General features: G+C 51.0%; 24 protein-coding genes and 1 other RNA gene. 16 read left to right on the top strand and 9 right to left on the bottom strand.

The window, feature by feature from the left end; translation table 11 throughout:
- Positions 1-99 precede the first annotated feature (99 nt).
- The 3 genes from ppiD (at position 100) to LVQ77_RS08215 (ending at position 3,029) form a co-directional block, all read left to right on the top strand.
- Complete coding sequence (gene ppiD, locus LVQ77_RS08225; RefSeq protein ID WP_232904166.1) at positions 100-1,971, top strand: peptidylprolyl isomerase; 1,872 nt, start codon at positions 100-102, stop codon at positions 1,969-1,971.
- Positions 1,972-2,134: 163 nt separating this feature from the next.
- Complete coding sequence (locus LVQ77_RS08220) at positions 2,135-2,506, top strand: helix-hairpin-helix domain-containing protein (protein WP_232904228.1); 372 nt, start codon at positions 2,135-2,137, stop codon at positions 2,504-2,506.
- 124 nt (positions 2,507-2,630) lie between these two features.
- Positions 2,631-3,029 (top strand): YbgC/FadM family acyl-CoA thioesterase, encoded by a 399-nt coding sequence (locus LVQ77_RS08215; protein ID WP_151994744.1) that lies wholly within the window; start codon positions 2,631-2,633, stop codon positions 3,027-3,029.
- Between the two features lie 49 nt (positions 3,030-3,078).
- On the opposite strand, the gene queC is transcribed toward LVQ77_RS08215, so the two are convergent.
- Positions 3,079-3,774, bottom strand: a complete 696-nt coding sequence (gene queC / locus LVQ77_RS08210) for a 7-cyano-7-deazaguanine synthase QueC (RefSeq protein WP_232904165.1) — start codon at positions 3,772-3,774, stop codon at positions 3,079-3,081.
- Positions 3,775-3,838: 64 nt separating this feature from the next.
- Positions 3,839-5,542 (bottom strand): SgrR family transcriptional regulator, encoded by a 1,704-nt coding sequence (locus LVQ77_RS08205; RefSeq protein ID WP_232864115.1) that lies wholly within the window; start codon positions 5,540-5,542, stop codon positions 3,839-3,841.
- A 103-nt stretch (positions 5,543-5,645) separates the two neighbouring features.
- On the opposite strand from LVQ77_RS08205, the gene cof reads away from it, so the two are divergent.
- Positions 5,646-6,467, top strand: coding sequence for an HMP-PP phosphatase (gene cof, locus LVQ77_RS08200; protein ID WP_232864116.1), 822 nt, complete (start codon positions 5,646-5,648; stop codon positions 6,465-6,467).
- Positions 6,468-6,509: 42 nt separating this feature from the next.
- Here the strand turns inward: cof and LVQ77_RS08195 are convergent, their stop codons facing one another.
- Positions 6,510-7,559, bottom strand: a complete 1,050-nt coding sequence (locus tag LVQ77_RS08195) for a PLP-dependent cysteine synthase family protein (RefSeq protein WP_151994748.1) — start codon at positions 7,557-7,559, stop codon at positions 6,510-6,512.
- Between the two features lie 114 nt (positions 7,560-7,673).
- Here LVQ77_RS08195 and LVQ77_RS08190 point away from each other — a divergent pair, with 114 nt between their 5' ends.
- From LVQ77_RS08190 to amtB, 5 genes are all read left to right on the top strand, one after another.
- A complete protein-coding gene (locus LVQ77_RS08190) occupies positions 7,674-8,135 on the top strand; it encodes an Lrp/AsnC family transcriptional regulator (protein WP_064516763.1) in 462 nt (153 codons plus the stop codon).
- 66 nt (positions 8,136-8,201) lie between these two features.
- The gene (locus LVQ77_RS08185) at positions 8,202-9,980 is read left to right on the top strand and encodes a SmdA family multidrug ABC transporter permease/ATP-binding protein (protein WP_232904164.1); all 1,779 of its coding nucleotides are present in this window, start codon (positions 8,202-8,204) and stop codon (positions 9,978-9,980) included.
- On the top strand, positions 9,973-11,751 hold the full coding sequence (locus LVQ77_RS08180) for a SmdB family multidrug efflux ABC transporter permease/ATP-binding protein (protein WP_232904227.1): 1,779 nt from the start codon (positions 9,973-9,975) through the stop codon (positions 11,749-11,751). Before LVQ77_RS08185 ends, LVQ77_RS08180 begins: the two co-directional genes overlap by 8 nt.
- A gap of 253 nt (positions 11,752-12,004) precedes the next feature.
- Positions 12,005-12,343 carry a P-II family nitrogen regulator gene (gene glnK / locus LVQ77_RS08175; RefSeq protein ID WP_034458018.1) on the top strand — a complete coding sequence of 113 codons (339 nt, stop codon included), beginning with the start codon at positions 12,005-12,007 and terminating at the stop codon, positions 12,341-12,343.
- Positions 12,344-12,374: 31 nt separating this feature from the next.
- A complete protein-coding gene (gene amtB / locus LVQ77_RS08170; RefSeq protein WP_151994751.1) occupies positions 12,375-13,661 on the top strand; it encodes an ammonium transporter AmtB in 1,287 nt (428 codons plus the stop codon).
- A 110-nt stretch (positions 13,662-13,771) separates the two neighbouring features.
- Here the strand turns inward: amtB and tesB are convergent, their stop codons facing one another.
- Complete coding sequence (gene tesB / locus LVQ77_RS08165; protein ID WP_151994752.1) at positions 13,772-14,632, bottom strand: acyl-CoA thioesterase II; 861 nt, start codon at positions 14,630-14,632, stop codon at positions 13,772-13,774.
- Positions 14,633-14,846: 214 nt separating this feature from the next.
- Here tesB and LVQ77_RS08160 point away from each other — a divergent pair, with 214 nt between their 5' ends.
- On the top strand, positions 14,847-15,422 hold the full coding sequence (locus LVQ77_RS08160) for a YbaY family lipoprotein (RefSeq protein ID WP_232904163.1): 576 nt from the start codon (positions 14,847-14,849) through the stop codon (positions 15,420-15,422).
- Positions 15,423-15,456: 34 nt separating this feature from the next.
- Here LVQ77_RS08160 and LVQ77_RS08155 read toward each other — a convergent pair whose 3' ends face one another.
- Positions 15,457-15,765 carry an MGMT family protein gene (locus LVQ77_RS08155; RefSeq protein ID WP_232904162.1) on the bottom strand — a complete coding sequence of 103 codons (309 nt, stop codon included), beginning with the start codon at positions 15,763-15,765 and terminating at the stop codon, positions 15,457-15,459.
- A 171-nt stretch (positions 15,766-15,936) separates the two neighbouring features.
- Here LVQ77_RS08155 and ffs point away from each other — a divergent pair.
- Positions 15,937-16,033, top strand: an RNA gene (gene ffs / locus LVQ77_RS08150) — signal recognition particle sRNA small type.
- Between the two features lie 151 nt (positions 16,034-16,184).
- Here the strand turns inward: ffs and LVQ77_RS08145 are convergent.
- Positions 16,185-18,161, bottom strand: a complete 1,977-nt coding sequence (locus LVQ77_RS08145) for an alkyl/aryl-sulfatase (protein WP_232904161.1) — start codon at positions 18,159-18,161, stop codon at positions 16,185-16,187.
- Between the two features lie 234 nt (positions 18,162-18,395).
- Here LVQ77_RS08145 and LVQ77_RS08140 point away from each other — a divergent pair, with 234 nt between their 5' ends.
- Positions 18,396-19,034, top strand: a complete 639-nt coding sequence (locus tag LVQ77_RS08140) for a helix-turn-helix domain-containing protein (protein ID WP_232904160.1) — start codon at positions 18,396-18,398, stop codon at positions 19,032-19,034.
- Positions 19,035-19,093: 59 nt separating this feature from the next.
- On the opposite strand, the gene yczR is transcribed toward LVQ77_RS08140, so the two are convergent.
- Positions 19,094-20,524 (bottom strand): MocR-like transcription factor YczR, encoded by a 1,431-nt coding sequence (gene yczR / locus LVQ77_RS08135; RefSeq protein WP_232904159.1) that lies wholly within the window; start codon positions 20,522-20,524, stop codon positions 19,094-19,096.
- Positions 20,525-20,614: 90 nt separating this feature from the next.
- On the opposite strand from yczR, the gene yczE reads away from it, so the two are divergent.
- From yczE to LVQ77_RS08120, 3 genes are all read left to right on the top strand, one after another.
- Positions 20,615-21,229, top strand: coding sequence for a membrane protein YczE (yczE, locus tag LVQ77_RS08130; RefSeq protein WP_232904226.1), 615 nt, complete (start codon positions 20,615-20,617; stop codon positions 21,227-21,229).
- 34 nt (positions 21,230-21,263) lie between these two features.
- Complete coding sequence (locus tag LVQ77_RS08125) at positions 21,264-22,082, top strand: GNAT family N-acetyltransferase (protein WP_232904158.1); 819 nt, start codon at positions 21,264-21,266, stop codon at positions 22,080-22,082.
- Positions 22,083-22,178: 96 nt separating this feature from the next.
- Entirely contained in the window at positions 22,179-22,532 is a 354-nt protein-coding gene (locus tag LVQ77_RS08120; RefSeq protein ID WP_232904157.1) for a DUF1428 domain-containing protein, read from the top strand.
- Positions 22,533-22,585: 53 nt separating this feature from the next.
- On the opposite strand, the gene norW is transcribed toward LVQ77_RS08120, so the two are convergent.
- Both norW and norV read right to left on the bottom strand, forming a co-directional pair.
- Positions 22,586-23,719: an NADH:flavorubredoxin reductase NorW gene (norW, locus tag LVQ77_RS08115; RefSeq protein WP_232904156.1), complete on the bottom strand. Its 1,134-nt coding sequence runs from the start codon at positions 23,717-23,719 to the stop codon at positions 22,586-22,588.
- On the bottom strand, positions 23,716-25,155 hold the full coding sequence (norV, locus tag LVQ77_RS08110; RefSeq protein ID WP_232904155.1) for an anaerobic nitric oxide reductase flavorubredoxin: 1,440 nt from the start codon (positions 25,153-25,155) through the stop codon (positions 23,716-23,718). The genes norW and norV overlap by 4 nt, the downstream gene beginning before the upstream one ends.
- A gap of 218 nt (positions 25,156-25,373) precedes the next feature.
- Between norV and norR the strand changes: the two genes are divergently transcribed.
- Positions 25,374-26,888 (top strand): nitric oxide reductase transcriptional regulator NorR, encoded by a 1,515-nt coding sequence (gene norR, locus LVQ77_RS08105; protein WP_232904154.1) that lies wholly within the window; start codon positions 25,374-25,376, stop codon positions 26,886-26,888.
- The last annotated feature ends 1 nt before the right edge of the window (position 26,889 follow it).

Below are 26,889 nucleotides of genomic sequence, written 5' to 3'. Positions count from 1 at the left end.
GCTTGCACGCAGCGGCACAGCAGTACGCATATTCAGGGATGCCCATTTAGCGACTGCGCTGGGTTTACCATTCACACTACAGTGGAGTGTTGTTACACCATGATGGACAATTTACGTACGGCGGCAAACAGCCTCGTAATCAAGATAATTTTCGGGATCATTATCGTGTCATTCATTTTGACTGGCGTGAGTGGCTACCTGATTGGCGGTAGTGCCAACTACGCCGCAAAAGTGAATGGCCAGGAAATCAGCCGTGGTCAGTTTGAAAATGCTGTTGCCAGTGAGCGTAATCGCCAGCAGCAACAGCTTGGCGAACAGTTCTCTGTGCTAGCCGGCAATGAAGGCTACATGAAGCAGATGCGCCAACAGGTGCTGTCGCGCATGATTGATGAAGCGTTAATGGACCAATACGCCAAACATCTTGGTCTTGGCATCAGCGACGAACAAATCAAACAAGCCATCTTTAAAGAACCCGCATTCCAGAACGACGGCAAATTCGATAACGCGCGTTATACCGCGATTATCGGCAACATGGGTATGACTGCGGATCAATACGCTCAGGCACTGCGTAATCAACTTACCACTCAGCAGCTGATTAATGCCGTTGTGGGTACTGATTTCATGCTGGCGGGTGAAACTGACGAACTGGCAGCCCTGGTGTCGCAGCAACGTGTGGTTCGTGAAGCCACAATTGATGTAAACGCACTGGCTGCGAAGCAGGAAGTTTCCGAGCAGGAAATCAACTCCAGCTATGAGCAGAACAAAAACAACTACATTGCCCCTGAGCAGTTCAAAGTAAGCTACATCATGCTTGATGCGGCTTCTCAGAATGTTGAAATAGCCGATACAGATATTCAGGCTTACTACGACCAGCATCAGGACGAGTTCACTCAGCCTCAACGTAACCGTTACAGCGTGATTCAGACTAAAACTGAAGCCGAAGCTAAAGCGATTCTTGATGAACTGAGCAAAGGCGGTGATTTTGCTGCTCTGGCAAAAGAAAAATCAGCTGACATTATTTCCGCCCGTAACGGTGGTGACATGGGTTGGCTTGAACCAGGCACTACACCTGATGAGCTGAAAAATGCCGGTCTGAAAGACAAAGGCCAGCTTTCTGGTGTGATCAAATCTTCTGTTGGCTTCCTGGTTGTTCGTCTTGATGACATTCAACCTGCGCAAACTAAACCATTGGCAGAAGTAAAAGACGCCATTGCTACGAAAGTGAAGCAAGAGAAAGCAGTTGATGCTTACTACGCGTTGCAGCAGAAAGTTAGCGATGCGGCGAGCAATGACAACGAATCTCTGGCAAGTGCTGAGAAAGTCGCTGGTGTTAAAGCTGTCGAGACCGGTTGGTTTGGCCACGACAACTTACCTGCTGAGCTGAACTTCAAACCTGTTTCAGATGCTATTTTCAATGGTGGTCTGGTCGGTGCGAATGGTGCTCCGGGTATGAACTCCGACATCATTACAGTAGATGGTGATCGTGCGTTTGTTATTCGTGTCGCTGAGCACAAAGCTGAAGCTATCAAACCGTTAGCTGAAGTTCGCGAGCAAGTTATCGCGCAGGTTAAACATCAGAAAGCTGAGCAACAAGCTAAGCTGGATGCAGACAAGCTGCTGAATGCGCTGAAGCTGGGTAAAGGCGATGAAGCTATGAAAGCCGCTGGCTTGAGCTTCGGTGAAGCGAAAACGCTGACCCGTACTGGCCAGGACCCAATCAGTCAGGCTGCCTTTAATCTGCCATTACCAGCAAAAGATAAGCCAGCCTACGGCGTGGCAAATGACATGCAGGGTAATGTGGTTCTGTTAGCTCTGGATCAAGTTAAACCTGGTGACATGCCGGCAGAACAGAAAAAAGCGATGGTTCAGGGTATCACCCAGAACAACGCCCAGATCACTTTCGAAGCGCTGATGACCAACTTGCGCAAAGAAGCGAAAATTAAGATGGGTGACAGCATCGAACAGCAGTAATTAACCTCGAGGTTTCTCGCAGTTAACTGCAATGCTCTGCAACATTCAAAGGCCGCTTTCGCGGCCTTTTCCACATTTGAAGATTGCCATTTGTAGCTGTTTTTTTTCCTCGGTAAGGTGGCTTCGCTGTCAACACACAAGGAGGAACAGCATGAAAACAGGAATCAAAAGTGGAATACAAGCAGTGTGCATTGCCGTGGCATTTATTGGTACAAGCATCTGCACTCAGGCTTTGGCTGCCCCAGTTGCTGTCAAAAATGATACGGCCCAAGCTCAACAGCGCAGCGATAAAACCCCTGAAACCCCCGTTGCAACCGCTAAATCGAGCGATGCTGATGATGGCGTGGTAAGTATTAACACGGCGAGCGCAGAAGCTTTAGCAAAAGCAATGAATGGTGTTGGCTTGAAAAAGGCGCAGTCGATAGTGAGTTACCGGGAAGAGTACGGCCCATTCAAGGCACTGGAACAATTGCAAGAGGTACCAGGGATTGGCAGTGCATTGGTAGAACGTAATCTGTCTCACATTAAGCTTTAACGCTTAGTGCTCCTTGCTCGCGCAGGCGGGAAAGTTTGCTATGCTAAATAACAGGTCATACCAGTTTGGTGTGGCCTGTTACCTCACCTGAATATTAAAACTACAGTGAAAGGGTTTTAGCGCTATGCAAACACAAATCAAAGTTCGGGGTTACCATCTTGATTTCTATCAGCATGTTAACAATGCCCGCTACCTTGAGTTTCTCGAAGAAGCCCGCTGGGAAGGGCTGGAAAATGCGGCAGGATTCCAATGGATGACAGAGCACAACATCGCCTTCATCGTGGTGAATATCAACATCAATTATCGTCGTCCGGCGGTGCTTGGTGATTTGCTACGTATTGAGAGTTCGTTACAACAACTCAATGGTAAAAGCGGTGTTTTGAGCCAGGTGGTTAAACTTGAACCAGAAGGTGAGATCGTCGCAGATGCGTTACTGACTTTCGTTTGTATCGATTTGAAAACTCAGAAGTCGGTTCCACTGGAAGGGGAACTGCGCGAGAAGTTAGTTCAAATGATGGAGTAATCAAGTCGATAAAGGGGCGTGGCAATTAGCGGACCACGCCCACTAATATTTATTTCAGGCCAGTTTTCTTTTTCATTGCTGCCATTACCCCAGGTTTATCCGCCAGGAAATGGTTAAGCCCGTTAGAACGCAGGTTGCAGGCGGCACATTCGCCACAGCCGTCGCCTTTAATGCCGTTATAGCAGGTCAGCGTTTCGCTACGCACCAGATCCAGTTGCTGCCAGTAATCCGCCAACGCCCATGTTTCTGCTTTATCGAGCCACATCAGTGGTGTTTCGAAGCGAATATCGCGAGCCATACCAAGACTTACGGCATGATTCAGAGCTTTTACGAATTCATCACGACAATCCGGGTAACCGGAGAAATCCGTTTCACAAACACCGGTGATCACCGCTTCGGCCTCAACCTGATAAGCGTAAATCGCCGTCAGCGTCAGGAACAGAATATTGCGTCCTGGAACAAAAGTGCTTGGAATACCTTTTTCTTCGGGATCGTATCCTGGTACCGGAATGCTATCGCGCGTCAGGCTGCTGACAGCCAGTTCATTCAATAGCGTTACATCCAGCACTTTATGCGCACGCGCACCCAGTTTCAGCGCCAGTTCACGAGCAACGTCAATCTCAGCACGGTGGCGCTGGCCATAATCAAATGTCACACAGTGGACTTCATCATACTGCTGTAATGCCTGAATCAGGCAGGTTGTGGAATCCTGGCCACCACTAAAGACGACAACTGCACGTTTCATGAGTAATCCTGTTAAACAGCTAAAAACCTATGGTAACTCGTGGGCAGATAGCTGCCCAGCTTCTTCACGCCATCGTTGGTGGCGGTATCCACGCCTGGGTAAAATCGAACCAGCCCCAGGCGTTGAGCTCAATGCCGTTGACACCCGGCGGCGCGCTGATTTGGTAGCGGTAATTAAACAGCGGTGAGACTATCGCATCGCGCATTAGTGCGCTGAATACCTCCTGCAAACCGGTGCTGCGCGCGTGTTCATCCGGATGGATTTGTACGCGGTCGAGCGTTGCCTGCAAATGGGTGTACTGGCTTTCAGTAAGCACCGCAGGCCACAGCACATCGCTGCGTAACCACTGCTCCAGCGTGTAGACAGGTGCTTCGCCAATCAGACGGTCACCCATCATTAAATCGGCCTCAGCCAACGCCTCACATCCTGCCCAGTTTTTCGCATCATGAAATATCAGTGTGAGCTCGCAACCCAAATCAGCCAGATGTGTTTTAAGCTGCTGCGCCATGACGTGCAACTCAACGGGCAAATGATAAATCAACGTTAATTGCGGCGGCAGCGTTATCGATTTGGACAATGGCCATTCGGGGAGTTTCCAGCCAGGGATCATCTCGCTGCTTGGGGTGATCAGCGACTCATCGACCGGAAGGCTTTCAATCAACTGCTGCTGCTGAATGATTTGCATCAGGAAGCGTGCCTGTTCTGGTGTTAAATTGCCGTTTTGTTTTACCGCCAGATAGCAAAACCCAAGACTAATGCTATTGCTGACAGGACGTAGATGAACCAACTCGTCTTGCTGACCAATGGCGATTTGCACCGGATGGCGGCAACTGGTGCCCAGTTCGGTGTCGAACAATTGCGGGGTAATCCAGAACTCTACTGCTTTGAGCAGCGGGTGGCTGAGGTGGTAATACTCAAAACTCTCGATACGCACCAGGTTCTCTTTAAAGCTGTTGATGCGAAATGGCCCACAGCCGATTTGGGTATCTTCAGGATGCGCCAGGCGGCTGCAATAACTCGCCAGCCGATGCGCCAGCCAGTAATCGGGAGTATGCAATACAAAGCGGATACATTGCGTATGGGCAAGCTCAATGCTCTTCACGCTGATGAACAAACGTCGCATCGCAGGGAGCGTCAATAACATCATCAGCCGTTGCTGTAACTGCGTGGTTTCCACCGGTTCGCCATTATGCCAGTGCAGTGTCGAGCGAATGAAAAAGTACCAACTGAGGCCATCTTCGGAGACTTGCCAGTGGTGAGCCAGATCGGGCTGCGGTGCCGCGCAGTTCGAGGTGAATCGGGTGAGCCCGGCAAACACCTGGCCCGCGAGGTGCTGTTCGGCACGACCAGGCAGGAACCCCGGTTGCAACGGTTCTAATGGGCGATAGTAGGGAATACGTAAAGTCGGCGTATCGTTTTGCCATTGCCCTCCAAGGAACGGTTGCAGCAATTGGCGCAGCTGTTCAGGGGCGATTTGCGCAAGCTCTAGCGCATTCTGGTGCTGCCCTTTATGGAGTACTTGTTCCATCATTCCGGAACGCACGCTTTCTGGAGTCACCAGAAAACTCAATGTTCCGCGTTTACCGCGCCCAGACTGGGCATGCCATGTCAGCCAACCCGCATCTTCAAGTTGATTAAGCAGCGTTCGTACATGGCGCTCACTGCAAAAGCAGCGCGCCGCGAGTTCAGCTACCGTCACTTGCTGCGGTTCTCCCGCCGAAGGCTGCCATAAGCGTTGAAATTGGTTTAATCGGTTTAACAGTCGCATTGGTATAAACCCGGAACAATTTTCAGAAAGTATTCACTATTAGTTCCGTATATGCCAGGCGATACTGCCCTCAGTGTTTTAGTCGTCACAAATCGGAGTAAACATGGCTCGTCTGGCTGCATTTGATATGGATGGTACGCTGTTAATGCCCAATCATCTTTTGGGTGAAGAAACCGTGCGTACTCTTAACCGTCTGCGGGATGAACGCCAGATAACCCTCGCGTTTGCCACGGGCCGCCATGTGCTGGAAATGCGTCATGTGCTGAGCAAACTCTCCCTTGAAGCGTTTTTGATTACCGGCAACGGCACGCGTATTCACTCAACGCAGGGCGATCTTCTGCATCGCCAGGATCTATCTCCTGAGGCGGCGGAAATGGTTATCCACGGGCAGTGGGACACTCAGGCGAGTCTGCATGTGTTTAATGACACCGGTTGGCTCACCCAATATGAAGTCGGCGAAATGTTGAATGCTCACGTTTATAGTGGTTTTAGCCCGAAAATTGTCGACGTCAAACGCCTCCCGTCCGATGAAGTCACCAAAATTTGTTTCTGCGCTCCTCACGAGGATCTTGTTCGTTTGAAAGTTCAGTTGGATGAGGCTTTGGGCGGGCGGGCATTCTTATGTTTCTCGGCAGTAGATTGCCTGGAAGTGTTACCGATTGGCTGCAATAAAGGCTCTGCGCTCAATGTATTGAGCCAGCACCTGGGTTTAACGATGAAAGATTGTATGGCATTTGGCGACGCGATGAACGATCGCGAAATGCTCTCAAGCGTGGGTCATGGTTTGATCATGGGCAACGCAATGGCGCAACTGAAAGAAGATTTACCGCATTTACCTGTTATTGGGCACTGCAATAAACAGGCTGTTTCTCATTATTTGACGCATTGGCTAGATACACCAAACCTCACTTATTCCCCCGAATGATAAGGCATTAAGCCGGCCGGGCGTTTGCCCGGCTTTTTTTCGTTATCTTTCAAGCAGCTTTTCGATTTCCGCTCGGGCTGGCAGCACATCACCAATATTCGCTTTCACCCATTCTGCGTTGTAATAGGTTTCGAGATAGCGCTCACCACTGTCACAAAGCAGTGTCACAATTGAACCCGTGCGGCCTTCAGTGCGCATGCGTGCAGCCAATTGCAGAACACCCCACATATTTGTGCCAGTTGATGCGCCAACTTTGCGGCCGAGAATCGTTTCCAGCCACTGCATAGTTGCAATGCTTGCGGTATCTGGCACGCGCATCATTTCGTCAATGACATCCGGGATAAACGACGGTTCGCAGCGTGGACGACCAATCCCTTCAATTTTGCTGCCAATGGCACTGCGCAAACTGCAATCACGATTCTGCCAGTAATCCATAAATACAGAGTTTTGCGGATCGACTACGGTCAGTTTTGTTGGGTGACCCTGGTAGCGCAAGTAACGCCCGATGGTCGCCGATGTACCGCCAGTGCCCGCGCTCATTACAATATAATCTGGCACCGGGTGAGGCTCATGTTCCATTTGGCGGAAAATACTGTCGGCAATATTGTTGTTACCGCGCCAGTCTGTCGCACGTTCGGCGTACGTGAACTGGTCCATATAATGGCCATTCAACTCACGCTCCAGCATTTCGGAGGCCGCGTAAATTTCGCATGCGCTCTCTACGAAATGGCAGCGGCCACCGTAAAATTCAATTTGCTCTACTTTCCGTTTGGCGGTGCAGGCGGGCATGACGGCAATAAACGGTAAACCTAACAAACGGGCAAAATAGGCTTCAGAAACCGCAGTTGAACCGGAAGACGCTTCAATGATCGTCGTACCTTCTTTAATCCAGCCGTTACACAAACCATACAGAAACAACGAGCGAGCAAGACGATGCTTGAGGCTACCCGTTGGGTGTGTGCTTTCATCTTTCAGATAGAGCTGAATACCGGGAAAACCAGGTAGCGCCAGGCGAATCAAATGTGTGTCGGCAGAGCGTTGGTAGTCGGCATTAATTTCGCTAATCGCGTGGTTTACCCAGGTACTGGTCATAGTGATGTCCGTTTGTCTATTTGTGCTTAGAGTAATGCAAATGGAAGATAAAAAAGTTGCCTTTTAGCCTTCATTGGCGATTCAATGGAGAAAAATTTTCTCCTGGATACTGCCATGTTAGATAAAATTGACCGTAAGCTGCTATCCTTGCTGCAAAACGACTGCACCCTCTCTTTGCAGGCTCTCGCGGATGCCGTTAATCTGACCACCACACCCTGCTGGAAGCGCCTGAAACGTCTTGAAGACGACGGTGTTATCCGGGCAAAAGTAGCATTACTAGACCCGGAAAAACTCGGCCTTGGGCTGACGGCTTTTGTGCTTATCAAAACTCAACAACACAGTAGTGAGTGGTACTGCAAATTTGTTTCGGTCGTTGCGGAAATGCCCGAAGTGTTGGGGTTTTGGCGTATGGCTGGCGAGTATGACTACCTGATGCGTGTGCAGGTAGAAGATATGAAACGGTATGACGATTTTTACAAACGGCTGGTGAACGGCATTCCAGGTTTAACCGATGTGACTTCGAGTTTCGCCATGGAACAGATAAAATACACCACGGCTTTGCCTTTAGAGCGCTAAGTCCCGCGCTCCCGGCCTTCAATTTCTGCCATGCATCGGCAGACGATATCTCAGGAATCTGACTGCGTGCGATTATTTGCTCAATTAAGCTGGTACTTCACCCGTGAGTGGCGACGCTATCTCGGGGCGGTTGCCTTGCTTATTATCATTGCCATCTTGCAGCTTGTGCCGCCAAAACTGGTGGGCGTGATTGTCGATGGTGTTACCCAACAGACGCTTTCAGGCACCGACGTGTTGATGTGGATTGGCGTCATGCTGGTTATCGCGGTGGTTGTCTACATGCTGCGTTACGTCTGGCGCGTACTGTTATTCGGTGCGTCTTATCAACTCGCCGTTGAACTGCGCGAAGATTACTACCGTCAACTGAGCCGCCAGCACCCCGAATTTTACCTGCGTCACCGCACCGGTGATTTAATGGCGCGCGCAACAAACGATGTCGACCGTGTGGTATTTGCCGCAGGTGAGGGCGTATTAACGCTGGTGGATTCACTCGTGATGGGCTGCGCGGTGTTGATTGTGATGTCGACGCAAATCAGCTGGGAATTAACGCTGCTTGCGCTATTGCCGATGCCGGTTATGGCATTGGTTATCAAACGTTACGGCGACCAGTTACACCAGCGATTCAAACTGGCACAGGCTGCATTTTCCACGCTCAATGACCGCACTCAGGAAAGCCTGTCCAGCATCCGCATGATCAAAGCATTCGGGCTCGAAGACAGGCAGTCTGCGTTGTTTGCCGCCGAAGCAAAAGATGCCGGTGCGAAGAATATGAAAGTTGCCCGCGTAGATGCGCGTTTTGACCCAACGATTTATATCACTATTGGCACAGCAAACCTGCTTGCGATTGGCGGCGGCAGTTGGATGGTAATTCAGGGCACGCTGACGCTTGGACAACTCACCAGCTTTGTGATGTACCTCGGCCTGATGATTTGGCCGATGCTGGCGCTGGCGTGGATGTTCAACATTGTTGAGCGTGGCAGCGCAGCGTACAGCCGTATTCGCAGCATGTTGGAGGAAGCGCCTTCAGTGAAAGATGGCGAGCAAGAAGTGCCTGCCGGGCGCGGCACGGTGGAAGCCAATATTCAGGCGTTCCACTACCCGCAAACGGCACGACCGACTCTTGAGAACGTTTCGTTTACCCTGAAACCGGGCGAAATGCTTGGCCTGTGCGGGCCAACGGGTGCTGGGAAAACTACTATTCTGTCGCTTATCCAGCGCCATTTTGATATCGACCAGGGCGAGATTTGCTTCCACGGAATCCCATTGGCACAGATGCAGCTCGACTCATGGCGTAGCCGCCTGGCGGTAGTCAACCAAACGCCATTCCTGTTTTCCGACACCGTTGGCAGCAACATCGCGCTGGGTAAACCTGGTGCCACGCAGGAAGAGATCGAACACGTCGCAAGGCTTGCCAGCGTGCACGAAGATATTTTACGTCTGCCACAAGGCTATGAAACTGAAGTCGGCGAGCGGGGCGTGATGCTTTCCGGTGGCCAGAAACAGCGTCTTTCGATTGCGCGAGCATTGTTGCTCGATGCAGAAATTTTAATTCTCGATGATGCACTTTCTGCAGTTGATGGGCGTACAGAACACCAAATTCTTCATAACCTGCGCCAGTGGGGCGAAAACCGCACGGTTATCATCAGTGCGCACCGTTTGTCGGCGCTGACCGAAGCCAGTGAAATTCTGGTAATGCAACACGGCCAGGTGGTGGAGCGTGGTAATCACGATGCGCTGGTGGGTAAGCCTGGTTGGTATCGCGATATGTATCGCTATCAACAATTGGAAGCGGCGCTGGATGATGCGCCAGAAGCAACGCCAGACGAGGAATCCGCCAATGCGTAAGGCAATCAAGCAGTGGCCAACTATCAAACGCTTGCTGGCCTACGGCTCACCGTGGCGTAAACCGCTCGCGGGAGCGGTTGTGATGCTGTGGATTGCGGCGGCTGCTGAAGTGACTGGTCCTATTCTGGTGAGTTATTTCATCGATAATATGGTGTCTGAACATCGGTTGCCGGTTGCCGCTGTGGCAGGGCTTGCGACTGCGTATTTGCTACTGTCGATTTCTGCTGCGGGCCTGCACTACTGGCAGGCATTGCTGTTTAACCAGGCAGCCGTTGGCGTAGTGCAAAAATTACGTACTGATGTAATGGATGCTGCATTGCGCCAGCCATTAAGCACTTTTGATACCCAACCGGTTGGGCAGTTGATCTCTCGCGTCACCAACGATACCGAAGTGATCCGCGATCTCTATGTGACGGTTGTAGCCACCGTATTACGTAGTGCGGCATTGATTGGTGCGATGCTGGTGGCGATGTTCACACTCGACTGGCGCATGGCGATGGTGGCGATTTGCATCTTCCCGGCAGTGATTATCGTGATGTTTATTTATCAGCGATACAGCACCCCGATTGTGCGCCGCGTTCGTAGTTATCTGGCCGATATCAACGATGGCTTCAACGAAGTCATCAACGGCATGAGCGTTATCCAGCAGTTCCGCCAGCAGGCCCGTTTTGGCGAGCGTATGAATGCCGCGAGCCGCTCGCACTACATGGCGCGAATGCAGACTCTGCGCCTTGATGGCTTTTTACTGCGCCCGTTGCTTAGTCTGTTCTCTGCAATGGTGTTGTGTGGCTTGTTGATGCTGTTTGGTTTTACCTCGGTTGGCACCATTGAAGTTGGCGTGTTATACGCATTTATCAACTACCTCGGGCGTCTTAATGAGCCATTAATCGAACTCACCACCCAACAATCCATGCTGCAACAGGCGGTGGTTGCAGGTGAGCGAGTATTCGAGCTAATGGACGGTAAGCGCCAGGATTACGGCAACGACGACCGCCCGCTGGAGAGCGGCCATATCGAAGTCGATAACGTCTCTTTTGCTTATCGCGGCGATCGCCTGGTATTGCAGGACATTAATCTGGATGTTCCTGCGCGCAGTTTTGTGGCGTTGGTGGGGCACACAGGCAGCGGGAAAAGCACTCTTGCTAACTTGCTGATGGGTTATTACCCACTCACCAACGGTGAAATCCGCCTGGATGGTCGCCCGCTTGATACCTTGAGTCATCGCGTGCTGCGCCAGGGTGTTGCAATGGTTCAGCAAGACCCCGTGGTGTTGGCGGATTCTTTCTTTGCCAACGTTACGCTTGGGCGTGACATCAGCGAAGATGCCGTCTGGCAAGCGCTGGAGACGGTGCAGCTTGCGGAACTTGCTCGAACCATGGCTGATGGAATTCATACACGCCTGGGCGAGCAGGGTAATAATTTGTCCGTCGGCCAGAAACAGCTACTGGCGCTGGCTCGGGTGCTGGTGGATGCTCCGCAGATTCTGATCCTTGATGAAGCAACCGCAAATATCGACTCTGGCACCGAGCAGGCAATCCAACAAGCACTGGCAGCCGTCCGTGAGCACACCACGCTGGTCGTTATCGCGCACCGCTTATCGACTATTACCGATGCCGACACGATTCTGGTGCTGCACCGCGGGCAAGCTGTCGAGCGTGGCACACATAGCGAATTGCTGGCTGCACAAGGGCGTTACTGGCAAATGTACCAACTGCAACTGGCTGGTGAAGAATTAGCCGCCGCCACGCGTGAAGAACCCGCAACCGCGTAATGCACCAAAATCACGCATAAAGCCAATGGTTATCACCATTGGTGCAGAAGCGAAACGCACCATGCACTAAAATGGTGCGTTTTTATTCTCTAAGAACTTTCTTAATCCCAGTCATCGTAATTTCACTCCTGAAAATCCCCATTTTGCGCAGCTTAGCGCGCTGAAATAACCTCTTTTTCAAATTTGGCATGACCTTTGCTTTATCTAATTCGTATCGCAGAGGCAATTACCCAATTCTGACTGGAGGGGATCTATGAAGCTGGTTACCGTGGTGATCAAACCGTTCAAACTCGAAGACGTTCGTGAAGCATTGTCTTCAATCGGTATTCAAGGGCTGACCGTGACTGAAGTGAAAGGCTTTGGTCGTCAAAAGGGTCATGCAGAGTTGTACCGCGGTGCTGAGTACAGCGTCAATTTCCTGCCTAAAGTGAAAATTGATGTGGCAATTGCCGATGATCAACTCGATGAAGTTATTGATGTCATTAGCAAAGCTGCCTATACCGGCAAGATCGGCGATGGCAAAATTTTCGTTGCTGAGTTGCAACGAGTCGTCCGCATTCGTACCGGCGAAGCCGACGAAGCTGCACTGTAATCGTCTTGCCACTCGTGAAGGGATGGAAAAAATGAAAAAATTAGCCTCTATCTTAGGCGTTGTAGCCCTGGCACTTGCGCCATCAATTGCCCTCGCGGCACCGGCTGTAGTCGATAAAGCAGACAACGCCTTTATGATGATTAGCACCGCATTGGTGCTGTTTATGACAATTCCTGGGCTGGCACTGTTTTACGGCGGCCTGATTCGCTCTAAAAACGTGCTGTCAATGCTGACTCAGATTACGGTTACGTTTGCGTTGGTTTGTGTACTGTGGGTGGTTTACGGCTACTCATTAACCTTCGGTGCTGGTGGTAACTTCTTCGGTAACTTCGATTGGGTAATGTTGAAGAACATCCAGCTCACCGCGCTGACTGGTTCTTTCTACCAATATATTCATGTTGCGTTCCAGGGCTCCTTCGCCTGTATCACTGTTGGCCTGATTGTTGGTGCACTGGCTGAACGTATTCGCTTCTCGGCTGTACTTATCTTTGTCGTAATTTGGCTGACGCTTTCATACCTGCCGATTGCACATATGGTATGGGGTGGTGGTCTGCTGGCGACGCATGGCGCAATGGACTTCGCAGGCGGTACAGTGGTTCACATCAACGCCGCAGTAGCAGGCCTGGTGGGTGCATACCTGATTGGCAAACGTGTGGGTTATGGTAAAGAAGCCTTCAAACCGCACAACCTGCCGATGGTATTTACCGGTACAGCAATTCTCTATTTCGGTTGGTTCGGCTTCAACGCAGGCTCTGCAAGCGCTGCTAATGAAATTGCTGCATTGGCCTTTGTGAATACTGTTGTTGCAACAGCGGCTGCGGTACTCGGTTGGGTATTTGGCGAGTGGGCATTGCGCGGCAAACCATCTTTGCTGGGTGCATGTTCCGGTGCTATCGCAGGTCTGGTTGGTATTACTCCTGCCTGTGGTTATGTTGGTGTCGGCGGTGCATTGATTATCGGTATCGTTGCTGGTCTGGCTGGCTTGTGGGGCGTGACGCTGCTGAAAAAATGGCTGCGTGTAGATGACCCTTGCGATGTGTTCGGCGTCCATGGCGTGTGCGGTATCGTTGGTTGCATCATGACAGGTATCTTCGCCGCTCCATCCCTTGGCGGTGTAGGCTACGCAGAAGGCGTGACTATGGGCCATCAAGTGCTGGTGCAGTTAGAAAGTATCGGTGTGACGATTCTGTGGTCTGCGGTAGTCGCATTCATCGGCTTCAAAGTTGCCGACCTGACTGTGGGCCTGCGTGTACCTGAAGAGCATGAGCGCGAAGGTCTGGATGTGAACAGCCACGGCGAAAATGCTTACAACGCATAAGTAAGACATTAAATAAAATAGCGGAGCACAGGCTCCGCTTTTTTTATGCTTTCAAGATTAACCCGGACAAAACCATAAGTCGGTTCAATGTCGCGTCAACTGGCACAATCTCAACCGCGCTTGCGCATCACGCCTTCCTGCACCGTTGACGCCACAAGAACGCCATCGCGTGAATAAAACTCACCGCGTACAAAACCACGTGCGCTCGAAGCTGACGTACTTTCCACGCTATACAGTAACCAGTCATTCATATCGAACGGACGATGGAACCACATTGAGTGATCGATGGTGGCAACCTGCATACCCGGCTCCAGGAAACCTACGCCGTGAGGCTGGAGGGCTACTGGCAGGAAGTTGAAGTCTGAGGCATAACCCAGTAAAGATTGTTGGATGCGCAAATCGGCTGGCATCTGACCATTTGCCCGCATCCAAACCTGGCGTACAGGTTCATCGACGTGGCCCTGCATTGGGTTATGGAACACCACCGGGCGAATCTCCAGCGGCTTTTCACACAGAAACTTCTCTTTGAGCGTCTGAGGGAGAAGCTTTTCAAACGCCATGGCGATTTCAGTTTCAGATTTCAGGTTTTCCGGGGCAGGGGCTGTAGGCATGGTTTTTTGATGTTCAAACCCCGGCTCGGGCGCCTGGAAAGAAGCTGTCATGTAGAAAATCGGTTTGCCATTCTGAATCGCTGCCACGCGGCGAGCACTGAAACTATTGCCGTCGCGCAGAGTTTCCACATCATAAACAATCGGTTTTTGGCTATCGCCCGGGCGCAAAAAGTAACTGTGGAATGAGTGCACAAGACGGTCAACCGGCACGGTTTCTTTAGCGGCATATAACGCCTGGCCAACGACTTGTCCACCGAATACCTGACGTAAACCTAAGTCCTCGCTCTGGCCACGAAAAATACCTTCTTCAATCTTTTCCAGATTGAGTAATGCCAACAAATTGCTGAGCGCCTGACTCATAAAGTGTCCTCAGTAAAAAAATAAAATCGTGCAATTGGCCTGATTATAACAGGTTTCCAACATTCTCCACCCGCTGGCCCGACCTGATGATGTGTTTCGGTTTTGGGCAGAAATCAGTGATATGTGCCACACTTAGCATGATAAGCATGTTTAACCACTCATTACTTGTAGGCCCGTGGCCTGCTGGTGCATTGATAATAAGGAGAACAAATCAATGAAACTTGTGCACACGTTAAGTGGTTTAGCCATTGCCTTAGCAATGGCGGGATGCGCGCAGAAAAGCGCTGATATCCCAACGCCTGCACCTGCTGCAACGACCTCATCGGCAGCGGCAACGGCGCAGTCTGATATTAGACAGCCTAACGTTTCCGGTACGGTCTGGATTCGTCAAAAAGTTGCATTGCCGCCTGATGCGGTGCTCACTGTTACGTTGTCTGATGCCTCTTTGGCGGATGCTCCGTCAAAAGTGTTAGCGCAAAAAGCGGTGCGTACCGAAGGGAAGCAGTCGCCATTCAGTTTTGTGCTGCCGTATAACCCGGCTGATATACAGCCGAACGCGCGCATTATCCTGAGTGCGGCCATTACCGTGAACGATAAACTGATGTTTATCACCGATACCATTCAACCGGCTGTTAATCAGGGCGGAACAAAAGTGGATTTGACACTGGTTCCTGTTCAGCAAACCGCGGTTCCAGTTCAGACGAATGGCGGGGCGGTAACAACAGTGCCTTCAACATCACCGACTCAGGTGAACCCTTCTTCAGCGGTTCCTGCGCCAACGCAGTTCTGATTGTGATGTTTAAGCGCCTCTACGGAGGCGCTCTTTAGTAATTCCAGCGATAACGTTCCATATCTATATATCCATCTCCAGAAACCATAATGCCTTCTGAAAGCAGGGCTTGCCGTTGGCGTTGCAAATCCGGGCCAGTCAGAGATATCTGTCCATGACGGTTGACCACTCGGTGCCAGGGCAGTTTACTGCCTTCGGGTAACCGTTTGAGTACTCCTCCCACTTGCCTTGCTGCACGCGGTGATCCCGCCAGGCGTGCTACGTCACCATACGTTGTGACAACCCCTTCAGGTATAGCGGCGATAATTTGGTAAACACGTTGCGGGAATGAATCGTTGTCCATAGCAAACTCCAAAACAGCCAGGGTTTAGGATAATCGGCGATGATCAAACAGGGAAGGAAAACAGCGGGTGCGCAAGAAAGCAACACCTGACCGCACCTTGCTTGCAATTGCATAGGGCAACGTGGATAATGCGCCAGCGCGTTAGGTAACTAGCGCTCTCAATGGGGGCCCTGTTGGTTCTCCCGCAACACTAATTTGTGAATTCGGTCAGGTCCGGAAGGAAGCAGCCGCAGCAGATGACGTGTGTGCCGGGATGTAGCTGGCAGGGCCCCCACCCAATTCTGGCGCATGTAAAATTTCAACATGCTTATGCCTGTCTCTGTTCTACTTCGCCACACTCAAAAAAAACACAAAACAAAAAAATGCCCTGCAACTTGAGTCACAGAGCATCAGGGATAAAGCGTAATTATGTATCTGGCTTATGGCGTAACGATATTGAACCAGAAGTTAAACTTGTCCATATAGCCCAGCACTTCATCTAGTTTGCCTGCATCACCCGTGATTTTCACATCACCTTTATCTTTCGCCTGCTGCAATGTTTCTTCTTTCAAAATAATACGGTTGAGCGTATCGCGGGAAAGATTGATCGTTGCGTCAGCGTTGCTGGCTTCTGAATTTGGCGTGTGGTTAAGCACCCCGTTTTCCAGTTCCAGTTTGTACTTCCCGCCCTGGTCGCCGAAGTTGAAGTTCAGCACCGCGTGGGCATTCGCCGCTTTCTCACCGTTGACATGGACAGCCATGTAATCGAAGAACATTTCTGGCGTCATCGCACGAACGGTATCCGGGCTGGCGGTATTTGGCGTAGGGCCTTTAATCACGCCATTACGCAATTCCTGCGCACCCGTCAGATAGAAGTTACGCCATGGGCCGGATTCTGCCTGATACCCCATCTGTTCCAGCGCATCGGCTTCGAGGTTGCGGGCCGTTTTGTTGGTTGGATCGGCAAACACCACTTTGCTTACGACCTGCGCCACCCAACGGTAATTCCCTTGGCTGTAATCAGATTTCGCTTTTTGCAGAATGCTGTCCGCACCGCCCATGTATTCAACGAATTTCTTCGCGGATTCTTCCGGCGGCAGTTCATCTAGGGTTGCCGGGTTGCCATCGAACCAGCCGAGATAGAACACGTAGGTGGCTTTCACATCGTGACTAACCGAACCGTAATAACCTCGACTCGCCCAGGTTTTCGCCAGTTTCGGTGGCAGTTTGAAGTTCGCGGCGATTTCATCGCGCGTCAGACCTTCGTTTGCCATGCGCAACGTCTGATCGTTGATGAAACGATACATATCGCGCTGACCTTTCATCAGGTTAACGACGTTATCCTGGCCCCAGGTCGGCCAGTGGTGCTGGGCGATAATAATTTCCGCATCGCTGCCCCAGCGGTCAATCGCGGCATTAATGTATTTAGACCAAGCCAGCGGGTCGCGGATTTTCGCGCCGCGCAGAGAATAGGTGTTATGCAGCGTGTGAGTTACATCCTCCGCCGCTTCGATCATTTTCTTCTCTTTGACATACCACAGCATTTCCGACGGCGCTTCAGAACCCGGAGCCATCATAAAGTCGTAAGTCAGACCATCGATCACTTCTTCCTGGCCGGTATGCGTGATGTAGTTGGTTGGTGCCAGCAGCGTCACGGTACCCGCAGAGGTTGTGGTGCCCAGACCCGCGCCCACCTGGCCTTTAGCATTGGCTGGCAGCAAGTTGCCGTACATGTAACTTGCGCGGCGGCTCATGGCGTTACCCGCCATAATGTTTTCGTCGACGGCAGAGCCCATAAAGCCTTGTGGAGCATACAGTTTCACTTTGCCCGCTTTGACATCGGCTTCATCAACCACGCCGCGCACGCCGCCGTAGTGGTCAACGTGGCTGTGGGTGAAAATCACCGCCACTATAGGTTTTTTGCCGCGATTTTTGTAATACAGTTCCAAGCCCGCTTTCGCGGTTTCAGCAGAAACCAGCGGGTCGACAACGGTAATCCCGGTTTTACCTTCAATGATGGTCATATTAGAAAGGTCGAGATTACGAATCTGATAAACACCGTCGGTCACTTCAAACAGACCGCTGATATTAATCAACTGGGACTGGCGCCACAGGCTTGGATTAACCGTCGCTGGCGCTTTGTCGCCCTCTTTAATAAAGGCGTATTGCTGTGGATTCCAGATAACATTGCCTTGCTCGCCCTTTATCACATCCTGTGGCAGTGCAGCGATAAAGCCTTTATGAGCATTCACGAAATCGGTGTGATCAGAAAACGGGAGCTGCTGATAAAGCGCTTCATTGGCTTGTTTTGTTGCAGGTGTCGCATCGTTAGTGGGCGCTGGAGTTGCTGCGTTAACTGACAGTGTCGTCAGTAACCCCGCGGCAATCAGGCTGTTGGCTATTAGATTCAATCTCATTAATTCAACCTCAGAAATTAATAAATTCTAAAAGATAGAAGATATGTTTCGATAATTTAAATAACCTGTGGATTAACACAGGCAATTTTAATGGATGAATTAACCTGGAAGTAGTACCATATGGGACTACGATTTGTTTTGATATATTGACGAAATTACGCTCTTCATTTTGTACAGGCATTTTCTATTGATAGCGCTATACTATAATAATTAATGATATATCTTGGATGTGTTATGGGCGCCAGTTTTGAAAGTATTCATCTTTATTATAAATCTCTGAATATAGAGAGCCAGGTTAATGATGTCCGCAGCAATGGCAAAGAACTCCTTTTTGCCGCGACAGATAAATTAGCCATAACGCCCGGCTTTATTTACATTCCTGTTGAAGGTTCAGTGGCCATTTTACATGCAGAAAACGAACTCACTATTGGTAATGCTATTGACTATATGCCCATTGGTTTGATGGAGCGGTATTGCCCAATGTTGATTTTTCAATATAAGTGCATGACGTCCGTGAAAGTAGTTGAAATCTCTTATGAGAAATTTGATGAGATTTTCTTTCAGAACGCTGAGAGCATGCAGGCTCTCTCAAAAATTTTGATTTTTATGACTATTTTTTCACTAGATCTGCATGCGGAAAGAAAGCAACTGACCAGCTACCAAACCATTAAACCTATGCTTTACCGTTATCTCTATCGTTCCCTCGCTTTTCCAAATGAAACCGAAGGTTTGGCGAGTTTTATTATAAGTCGCACTAAGTTATCCCGTACTCATGTATTCCGGGTGTTGGCCGATTTAAAAGAAGGTGGATATATCACGATGAAAAGTGGCAAGCTGATATCCATTGATAAGGATCTGCCGGATGGTTATTAATCATCTTGAAAAGGGAATGAGGTTCACATTTTAATAATGTGAACCATTAATTTAAAAAATTAAACAACAGATCTTCTCAAACTCTCATTTCTAGTCTGCGCCATATTATCCCAAAGTGGTTTTAACCTTTCGAGAGCGACACGCATTTGTGCAGCTTCAAGTGTGAATGGCAAACGTAAATAGCGCTCAAATGCGCCTTCTGACCCAAAACGTGGCCCTGCACCAATACGAATGCCGATGGCCTCAGCACTGGCCGCAAAAACCGTAGCCAGTGGTTTTGGTAGTTCAATCCACCAGGATAAACCACCTTGTGGTATCACCGTCATTTTCCAGTCCGGGAATAATTCTTTAACGACTTCCGCACAGGCATCACGTTGCTGACGTAGCATTTCGCGGCGTTGCGGCTGGAAGTTTTCGGCCTCATTAAACAGATTGATGGCGGCAAGCTGTTCAAGAATGGGAGACCCTAAATCTAAGGAATCGCGAATTTGAATCAGCGAGGCAATCGTGCGTGACTCGGCGCGTATCCAGCCTAAACGCAGCCCGCCCCAAAAACTTTTCCCGGCAGAACCTAACGTGATAATTCTGTCAGCCTGATCAAACGCGGCCAGCGGTGGCGGTGGAGGAGCGTCATACCACAGGTCAACCATGGTTTCATCGGCCACAATAGTGGTGCGTGTTCGTGCGGCAATTTCTGCGATGGCCTCGCGGGTTTGCGCATCCATACAAAGCCCGCTGGGATTATGGAAGTCCGCCAGCAAATAGGCCAGCCGTGGCGAGGTTTGTGCAATGGTGGCGGCTAATCCTTCGGTGTCCCAACCGTGTTCGGTCAGGCTCACAGGAACAGGGCGGCACGACGCACCTTTGATTGCGCTAAGTGCCATCGGGTAAGTGGGATTATCGAGAACCACGCGATCGCCAGGCCCCGTCAGCAGCCGCAGAATCAGGCCAAAGCCGCTTAACGCGCCATTGACCACCATGATTTGCTCAGCGGTTGTCGGCAACCCTCTTTCGACATAACGCTTTGCAATCACCTGACGTAATTCGGGCAAGCCTTGTTGATTGTATCCGGTGCTGCCGAGATGTTCCGGCAGCGCGATCAGGGCGTTCGCATAAGCCTGATGAATTTCCGGCCCGGCAGACAGTGCTGCGGTTGAAAGATCCAGTGTGGTGGTGCGTCCAGGTAATGGCGAAACGGTTTGCGTGCCTTCAGGCAACATAGTGACGGAACCCGAACCCTGGCGGCTTGCCAGATATCCCTCATCACGTAGTTGTGCCAGCGCAGTTGCCACTGTAGTTCGGCTAATGCCCAGGGCCGTTGCCAACTCACGTTCTCCCGGCAGGCGGCTATCAAGTGGCAGTCGCCCATCCAGAATCAACAACCGTAATCCATCTGCCAGTTGCCGATAAACCGCGGTACGCGGTAAATCCTGATGCCAGTTACCCAGCAATTTTACCAGTGATGATGAGCCTGTTCTGCGCTGTGCCATAGCAATCCACTTTTTGATAACTGGACCTTAATATCATATCCATTTTGGTTGAAAGTAAAGCCACGAAAGAATTCTGAGGTGAATAACATGATCGCTCGTCGCTTGCTGCAACTTTATACCGGGCTGGTTTTATATGGGGTTTCCACGGCGATGTTTGTGCGGGCCAATTTAGGCGCCGATCCCTGGAACGTGTTTCACCTCGGCGTGGCGCGGATCTTCTCTTTGAATATTGGCATGGTGATGATCGTGGTGGGCGCACTGGTGTTGTTGCTGTGGATTCCGCTGCGCCAGAAACCTGGATTGGGCACGATAAGCAACGTGATTGTTTTGGGGCTTGCAGCTGATGCGGCATTAGCATTAATGCCGCCGATTGAGTCATTGGTGGCACGAAGCTTCTTGCTCTTTGCCGCTATTTTGGTGAATGCCATTGCGACCGGAATGTACATCGGTGCGGGTTTTGGCTCAGGCCCTCGTGATGGCTTGATGACTGGAATCAATGCCCGTACTGGCTGGTCTGTGCGTAGTGTGCGAACAGCGATTGAGTTGACGGTTTTACTGGCCGGTTGGCTGATGGGAGGCACATTTGGTGTGGGTACGGTGTTGTACGCGCTGGCAATCGGCCCGCTTATCCAGATCTGTTTACCATGGTTCCGTACTGTACCCAGAGCACAAAAAAACCTGGTTGAACCGACCGTCGTACCCTAATGTTGAAGCCAAACCCCCATTGGATGAGGTAGCGATGAATAGCAAGGTAATCAGCAACGCGGCGGCGCACTGGAATAGCCATCAGTTGGCTGAAATTCTTTCCCACTGTTTTGAAGGGTATTTGGTCCCTTTCACTATTGATGGTGAAACTTTTGCGTCACGTTTTAGTGCTGAAGATCTCAGTCTCAATGACAGCCGAGTCTGGACGCAAAATGGTGAGCCAAAAGCGCTGGCGCTCATCACGCGGCGTGGGCAGAGCTGTCGCCTTGCTGCATTCGCGATTCGTCCTGAATTGCGTGGGCAGGGGTTTGGCAAACAGTTCATGCAGGAGTTAATTGATCGTGCGCGAGCCCGTGGTGACCGTAACTTTTGGCTGGAAGTTATTGTTGGCAACGAGAATGGAGTGTCACTGTATGAACGTATGGGGTTTGTTCGCCAGCAGACATTGGTCGGGTTTGATACCATTCAGTCGCCGCAGTTTACAGAAACCGGCGAATTGCAGGAAATCGACCCGCTAGTGATGGCGAAAAAAATGATGATGGACGAAAGCCTGAATCTGCCGTGGTTAAGCGCACCTGAAACGCTATATAAATTACCGGGTAAAGCATTCGTTCTGAATGACACTGCATACGCAATGGTTGCCACAACCCCTAAGCCCAGATTACGGATGCTCTATGTTGACCCGATGGCACGTGGCAAAGGGCAGGCGAAAAAATTGCTTACGCTATTACGTGAGCGTTTTCCTGGATTATTTACCGCAACAGCTATCCCTGAGCAATTGGCACCTCTTTATCTGAGCAGTGGCTACCGTCAGGATCCCATTACCCAATATGAGATGCTGCTCAAATTATGAACAGGTAGTGTCCATTCTTAACGACTAAACTTATCAATCGTAATCATCACGGGTGGCAATTATCTACCCGTATTCCCCACACTGTGGAGGTTCACAATGAATTATGTTGATGGTTTTGTTGTTGCTGTACCCGCAGCAAAAAAGGATGAATACAAGCAGTTAGCCGCAAAAGCGGCACCGTTGTTTAAAGAATTCGGTGCGTTACGTGTCGTGGAATGCTGGGCCGACGATGTGCCCGACGGCAAACTCACCGATTTTCGCATGGCGGTGAAAGCCGAAGAGAGCGAAGAAGTGGTGTTTAGCTGGATTGAGTATCCATCTAAAGAAGTGCGGGATGCCGCCAACGCGAAGATGATGTCTGACCCACGGATGAAAGAGTTTGGTGAGTCAATGCCATTCGATGGAAAACGGATGATCTATGGCGGCTTTGCGCCAATTTTTGACGAGTAACGTCCGGCGGGCGGCGCTGACATCATATCGAGCGCCACCCGCATGAACATCCGCTAAACCTGCAATTCCCGTAACAATCCAAACGCCATTTTCATGTGCGCTTCGCTGACAATAAACGCCCGTAACTGCTGTGCTTCGTCATAGCCTTTGGCAATCAGACCCTGCGGCTCGGCGCTGATTTGCCAGGCCAAATCTTGGCGTTGTGTTTCACCCGCAAGGTGCAGCGGCAGCTCCGGCGTTTTCACTTTTACCAGCATCGCGGGGAGATTCAGGCCGTCGGCGGCTCCCAGCAGATTTTTGGCAAGCGTCATGGCGCTGAACTGAATCGGTTGCAGGAACGGCAGCACTTTGCCGTCGATTTCCGCGCAATCACCGAGGGCATAAATATTCGCGTCAGATGTCTGCAACTGGCGGTTCACCTGAATCCCACGGTTTACCGCCAGCCCGGCGTGCTGCGCCAGGTCGACGTTTGGACGCAGGCCAATCGCCGCTACCACGGCATCCACGGTGACTATTCGCCCGTTGCTCAATGCCGCATGAATTCCCTGTGGCGTTTGGCTGAGTGATTCAAGCCGCTGATTAAACAACAGTTCGACGCCCATTTGGTTCAGGCGCTGCTGCAAACGGCTGCTAACCTCCGCAGGCATCAACGAGGCGAGCAGGCTGGCGGCGTTATCCACCAGAATCACCTGCTTCCCAGCGCGGCAAAAATCCATCGCCAGTTCGGTGCCAATCAAACCGCCGCCCAGAATCATCACGCGTTTAGCCTCGCGCAGCGTTGATTCACAGGCCAGATATTCCTGCTGGCTGTTGAGCGTCAGCATCAGCTCTTTGCCTTCAATTGGCGGCAGCAGGGCGCGGGAACCCGCTGCCAGCACCAGTTTGTCGTACTGCCATTGCTGGTCGCCACATTTGACCAGGCGTTCGCGAGCGTTAATTTCTGACACCCAACTGTTGGCTTTGAGCGTTACGTTAAACTGCTCGGCAAACTCCCCGGCACGCTGCCGGGTGAGGTCGCCCGCACGCTGATTCAGGCTGATAACATGGCTGAGATCGGGCTTGTTGTATTCGTCCATGCTGTCGGCGGCAATCATGCGCACCGGTACCTGCGCGTCATGTTTGCGGATATTTTTCACCAGCTGGCGGGCGGCAAAGCCCGAACCGATAATCACAATGCCATGCTTCATTTTGCCTCCGTTGCCAGCACGTCAAATACGTCTTTCCCAAGCGAGCATTCAGGGCACAGGAAGCTGTCCGGCACTTCGCTCCACGGCGTTCCTGGCGCGACATCCTGCATCGGTTCGCCGGTTTGTGGGTCGTAAATCCACTGGCAAACGCTGCATTGCATGCGTGGGCCAAAATCGGCGCAGCCTGGCTTTTCAACCACGCTTTCTTGCGGTGCTACAAAGGGCGCAGAAGCGAGCGGCGTTAACGCCCACTGGCGGGCGATTTCACGACCGTGTTCGCGGCAGATTTCCAGCGCGTCGATATCCGGACGCCACTTCGCTTTCAGGCTTAGCGACATTTCAAAACCGGCATCCTGCAAACGCGTGGACAAGCGATCAACCGCGCCGCCGCTCCAGCCGTGGGAGCCGAACGCGCTGCCGCGCTTATTGCGAAAACGCAGCCCAGTCATCTCCTCAACCAGCCCGGCAATTTTCGGCATCATCACGTTATTCATCGTTGATGTGCCGACCAGCACGCCCTTGGAGCGGAACACGTTGGTCAGAACTTCGTTTTTATCATGGCGGGCGACGTTAAAGATTTTCACCGCCACGCGGGGATCGACTTCGGTAATCCCTTGCGCAATTGCATCCGCCATCATGCGGGTGTTGTTGGACATGGTGTCGTAGAAAATGGTGATGCGATCTTCTTGATAATCAGCCGCCCACTTTAAGTACAACTCCACGATTTGTGTTGGGTTATCACGCCATACCACACCGTGAGATGTCGCAATCATATCTACCGGCAGATTGAAGCCGAGAATTTCGGTGATTTTGGGAGTTACCAGGCGGCTGAACGGCGTCAAAATGTTGGCGTAGTAACGCTGGCACTGCTCGAACAATTCAGCCTGGTCGACTTCATCGTTAAACAGATGTTCATCGCAATAGTGCTGACCAAAGGCGTCGTTGCTGAACAGCACCGCGTCGCCGGTCATATAGGTCATCATGCTGTCCGGCCAGTGCAGCATCGGCGTTTCAACGAAGATAAGCTGCTTGCCGTTGCCGATATCGAGGCTGTCGCCGGTTTTCACAACGTGGAAATTCCACTCCGGGTGATGGTGGTGGCCATTAATCGAATCGATGCCGTTGGCAGTGCAGTAAATTGGCGTGTTGGGAATGCGCGACATCAGCTCGGTCAGCGCGCCCGCGTGGTCTTCTTCCGCGTGGTTAATGATGATGTAATCAAGGCTATTCAGGTCAATTTCAGCCGCCAGGTTTTGCACAAATTCACGGCTAAACTTATGGTCGACAGTATCAATCAGCACCGTTTTTTCTTCACGGATCAGGTAACTGTTATAGCTGCTACCTTTCAGCGTTTTGTATTCGGTGCCGTGAAAATCACGCACTTCCCAGTCACGTTGACCAACCCATTGAATGTTGTTTTTAACCTGAATAGCCATTTGTCAGTACCTCAAAAAGAATGAAAAAACAGTGCTCGTATTAGATGTATTACAAACGGCGTGCCAACTTTTTATGATATTGATTAATATGAATATTTTTATTTTTGTTTAACTTTTGATTGTCAAAATGACAATGCCGGTATTTGTCTTTTTGACAATTTAATTGTCTTTTTGACTACCAAGGGCTAAGTTAGCCGAATCGTCGTCTGGAGCCGCTTATGAGCCTTTCAATTACATCCCTTGCCAACATTGCCATTGACCTGCAAAGCGGCATTTCTCATCAGGATCGTTTCGCGCGTTTGATTCGGACGCTGCGCCAGCTTTTGGGTGGTGATGCCACGGCGTTGTTGCGTTATGAAGCGCGGCAGTTTCGCCCGCTGGCGATTGATGGCCTGGCGCAGGATGTGCTCGGGCGGCGGTTTGATCTGGATGAACATCCACGTCTTGAAGCTATTGCGCGCGCAGGCGATGTGGTGCGTTTCCCGGCGGACAGCGAATTACCCGATCCTTACGATGGGCTCATTCCTGACCATACCGATTTAAAAGTCCATGCCTGTCTTGGGCTGCCACTATTTGCCGATCAGAACCTGATAGGTGCATTAACAGTGGATGGAATGGACCCTTTGCAGTTCGATCATTTCAGCGATGAAGAGTTGCGCTTAATTAGCGTATTGGCAGCAGGTGCTTTGAATAACGCCTTGCTGATGGAACAGCTTGAAAACCAAACGCCTGCGGTTGTCTCCACTCCCATTACGAGCAAAACCAGCAGCGCCGAGATGGTGGGCTTGTCTACTGGGATTATGCAGCTTAAGAAAGAGATAGAAATTGTCGCCGGTTCTGACCTGAATGTGCTGATAACGGGGGAGACGGGTGTTGGGAAAGAGTTGGTGGCGCGTGCCATTCACAGTGGGTCGGCACGTGTCGCAAATCCTCTGGTGTATCTCAACTGTGCGGCACTGCCGGAAAGCGTGGCGGAAAGTGAACTGTTCGGTCACGTAAAGGGGGCATTTACCGGGGCTATTCATCATCGAACCGGCAAATTTGAAATGGCGGATAACGGCACGCTATTCCTCGATGAAATAGGGGAGCTGCCATTAACGTTACAGGCAAAATTATTGCGAGTTTTACAGTATGGCGATATTCAGCGTGTGGGCGATGACAGCAGCCAAAGGGTAAATGTGCGGGTGCTGGCAGCGACCAATCGCGACTTAAAGCAGCACGTACTGTCAGGTGATTTTCGTGCCGATCTATTCCATCGTTTAAGCGTCTTCCCACTGCATGTTCCACCGCTACGTGAGCGCGGAGATGACATCACTCTATTAGCCGGGTTTTTCTGCGAGCAAAGCCGCGTAAAAATGGGGCTGAAACAGGTCGCCTTGACGGATGGCGCTCGGGAATTACTGCGTCGATATGACTGGCCTGGAAATATTCGCGAGCTGGAGCATGCTCTTTATCGCGCCACTGTGCTTGCGCGCTCCGGTAAACCAGATGGCGAAATCTGGTTGGAACCACAACATTTTCAACTAACAGATACTGAAGCTAAACCTGCTAGTACAGCTGTTGCCCGCGTGGCTGAGGTCGATAACTTGCGGACGGCGACTGATGATTTCCAGCGGCGGATTATTATCAGCACGCTGGAGGCTAATGTGGGGAATTGGGCTGCGAGTGCCCGGCAGTTGCAGTTAGATGTTGCTAATTTACACCGCCTGGCGAAACGTCTCGGTGTGAAGTAGT

Source organism: Buttiauxella cochleicola, from assembly GCF_021282435.1.
In the GTDB taxonomy this organism is placed as follows: Bacteria; Pseudomonadota; Gammaproteobacteria; order Enterobacterales; family Enterobacteriaceae; genus Buttiauxella; species Buttiauxella massiliensis.
This window is presented reverse-complemented; position numbering and strand designations above follow the sequence as displayed.

What these genes read in the sequence shown, in the direction of transcription:
- yczR (WP_232904159.1), bottom strand. Translation starts at nt 20,524, where the DNA reads ATGGCACAGCGCAGAACAGGCTCATCATCACTGGTAAAATTGCTGGGT.
- tesB (WP_151994752.1), bottom strand. Translation starts at nt 14,632, where the DNA reads ATGAGTCAGGCGCTCAGCAATTTGTTGGCATTACTCAATCTGGAAAAG.
- LVQ77_RS08120 (WP_232904157.1), top strand. Translation starts at nt 22,179, where the DNA reads ATGAATTATGTTGATGGTTTTGTTGTTGCTGTACCCGCAGCAAAAAAG.
- norV (WP_232904155.1), bottom strand. Translation starts at nt 25,155, where the DNA reads ATGGCTATTCAGGTTAAAAACAACATTCAATGGGTTGGTCAACGTGAC.
- norR (WP_232904154.1), top strand. Translation starts at nt 25,374, where the DNA reads ATGAGCCTTTCAATTACATCCCTTGCCAACATTGCCATTGACCTGCAA.
- amtB (WP_151994751.1), top strand. Translation starts at nt 12,375, where the DNA reads ATGAAAAAATTAGCCTCTATCTTAGGCGTTGTAGCCCTGGCACTTGCG.
- norW (WP_232904156.1), bottom strand. Translation starts at nt 23,719, where the DNA reads ATGAAGCATGGCATTGTGATTATCGGTTCGGGCTTTGCCGCCCGCCAG.
- LVQ77_RS08190 (WP_064516763.1), top strand. Translation starts at nt 7,674, where the DNA reads ATGTTAGATAAAATTGACCGTAAGCTGCTATCCTTGCTGCAAAACGAC.
- LVQ77_RS08160 (WP_232904163.1), top strand. Translation starts at nt 14,847, where the DNA reads ATGAAACTTGTGCACACGTTAAGTGGTTTAGCCATTGCCTTAGCAATG.
- LVQ77_RS08215 (WP_151994744.1), top strand. Translation starts at nt 2,631, where the DNA reads ATGCAAACACAAATCAAAGTTCGGGGTTACCATCTTGATTTCTATCAG.
- LVQ77_RS08180 (WP_232904227.1), top strand. Translation starts at nt 9,973, where the DNA reads ATGCGTAAGGCAATCAAGCAGTGGCCAACTATCAAACGCTTGCTGGCC.
- LVQ77_RS08155 (WP_232904162.1), bottom strand. Translation starts at nt 15,765, where the DNA reads ATGGACAACGATTCATTCCCGCAACGTGTTTACCAAATTATCGCCGCT.
- ppiD (WP_232904166.1), top strand. Translation starts at nt 100, where the DNA reads ATGATGGACAATTTACGTACGGCGGCAAACAGCCTCGTAATCAAGATA.
- queC (WP_232904165.1), bottom strand. Translation starts at nt 3,774, where the DNA reads ATGAAACGTGCAGTTGTCGTCTTTAGTGGTGGCCAGGATTCCACAACC.
- cof (WP_232864116.1), top strand. Translation starts at nt 5,646, where the DNA reads ATGGCTCGTCTGGCTGCATTTGATATGGATGGTACGCTGTTAATGCCC.
- LVQ77_RS08195 (WP_151994748.1), bottom strand. Translation starts at nt 7,559, where the DNA reads ATGACCAGTACCTGGGTAAACCACGCGATTAGCGAAATTAATGCCGAC.
- LVQ77_RS08140 (WP_232904160.1), top strand. Translation starts at nt 18,396, where the DNA reads ATGGGCGCCAGTTTTGAAAGTATTCATCTTTATTATAAATCTCTGAAT.
- LVQ77_RS08145 (WP_232904161.1), bottom strand. Translation starts at nt 18,161, where the DNA reads ATGAGATTGAATCTAATAGCCAACAGCCTGATTGCCGCGGGGTTACTG.
- LVQ77_RS08205 (WP_232864115.1), bottom strand. Translation starts at nt 5,542, where the DNA reads ATGCGACTGTTAAACCGATTAAACCAATTTCAACGCTTATGGCAGCCT.
- glnK (WP_034458018.1), top strand. Translation starts at nt 12,005, where the DNA reads ATGAAGCTGGTTACCGTGGTGATCAAACCGTTCAAACTCGAAGACGTT.
- LVQ77_RS08125 (WP_232904158.1), top strand. Translation starts at nt 21,264, where the DNA reads ATGAATAGCAAGGTAATCAGCAACGCGGCGGCGCACTGGAATAGCCAT.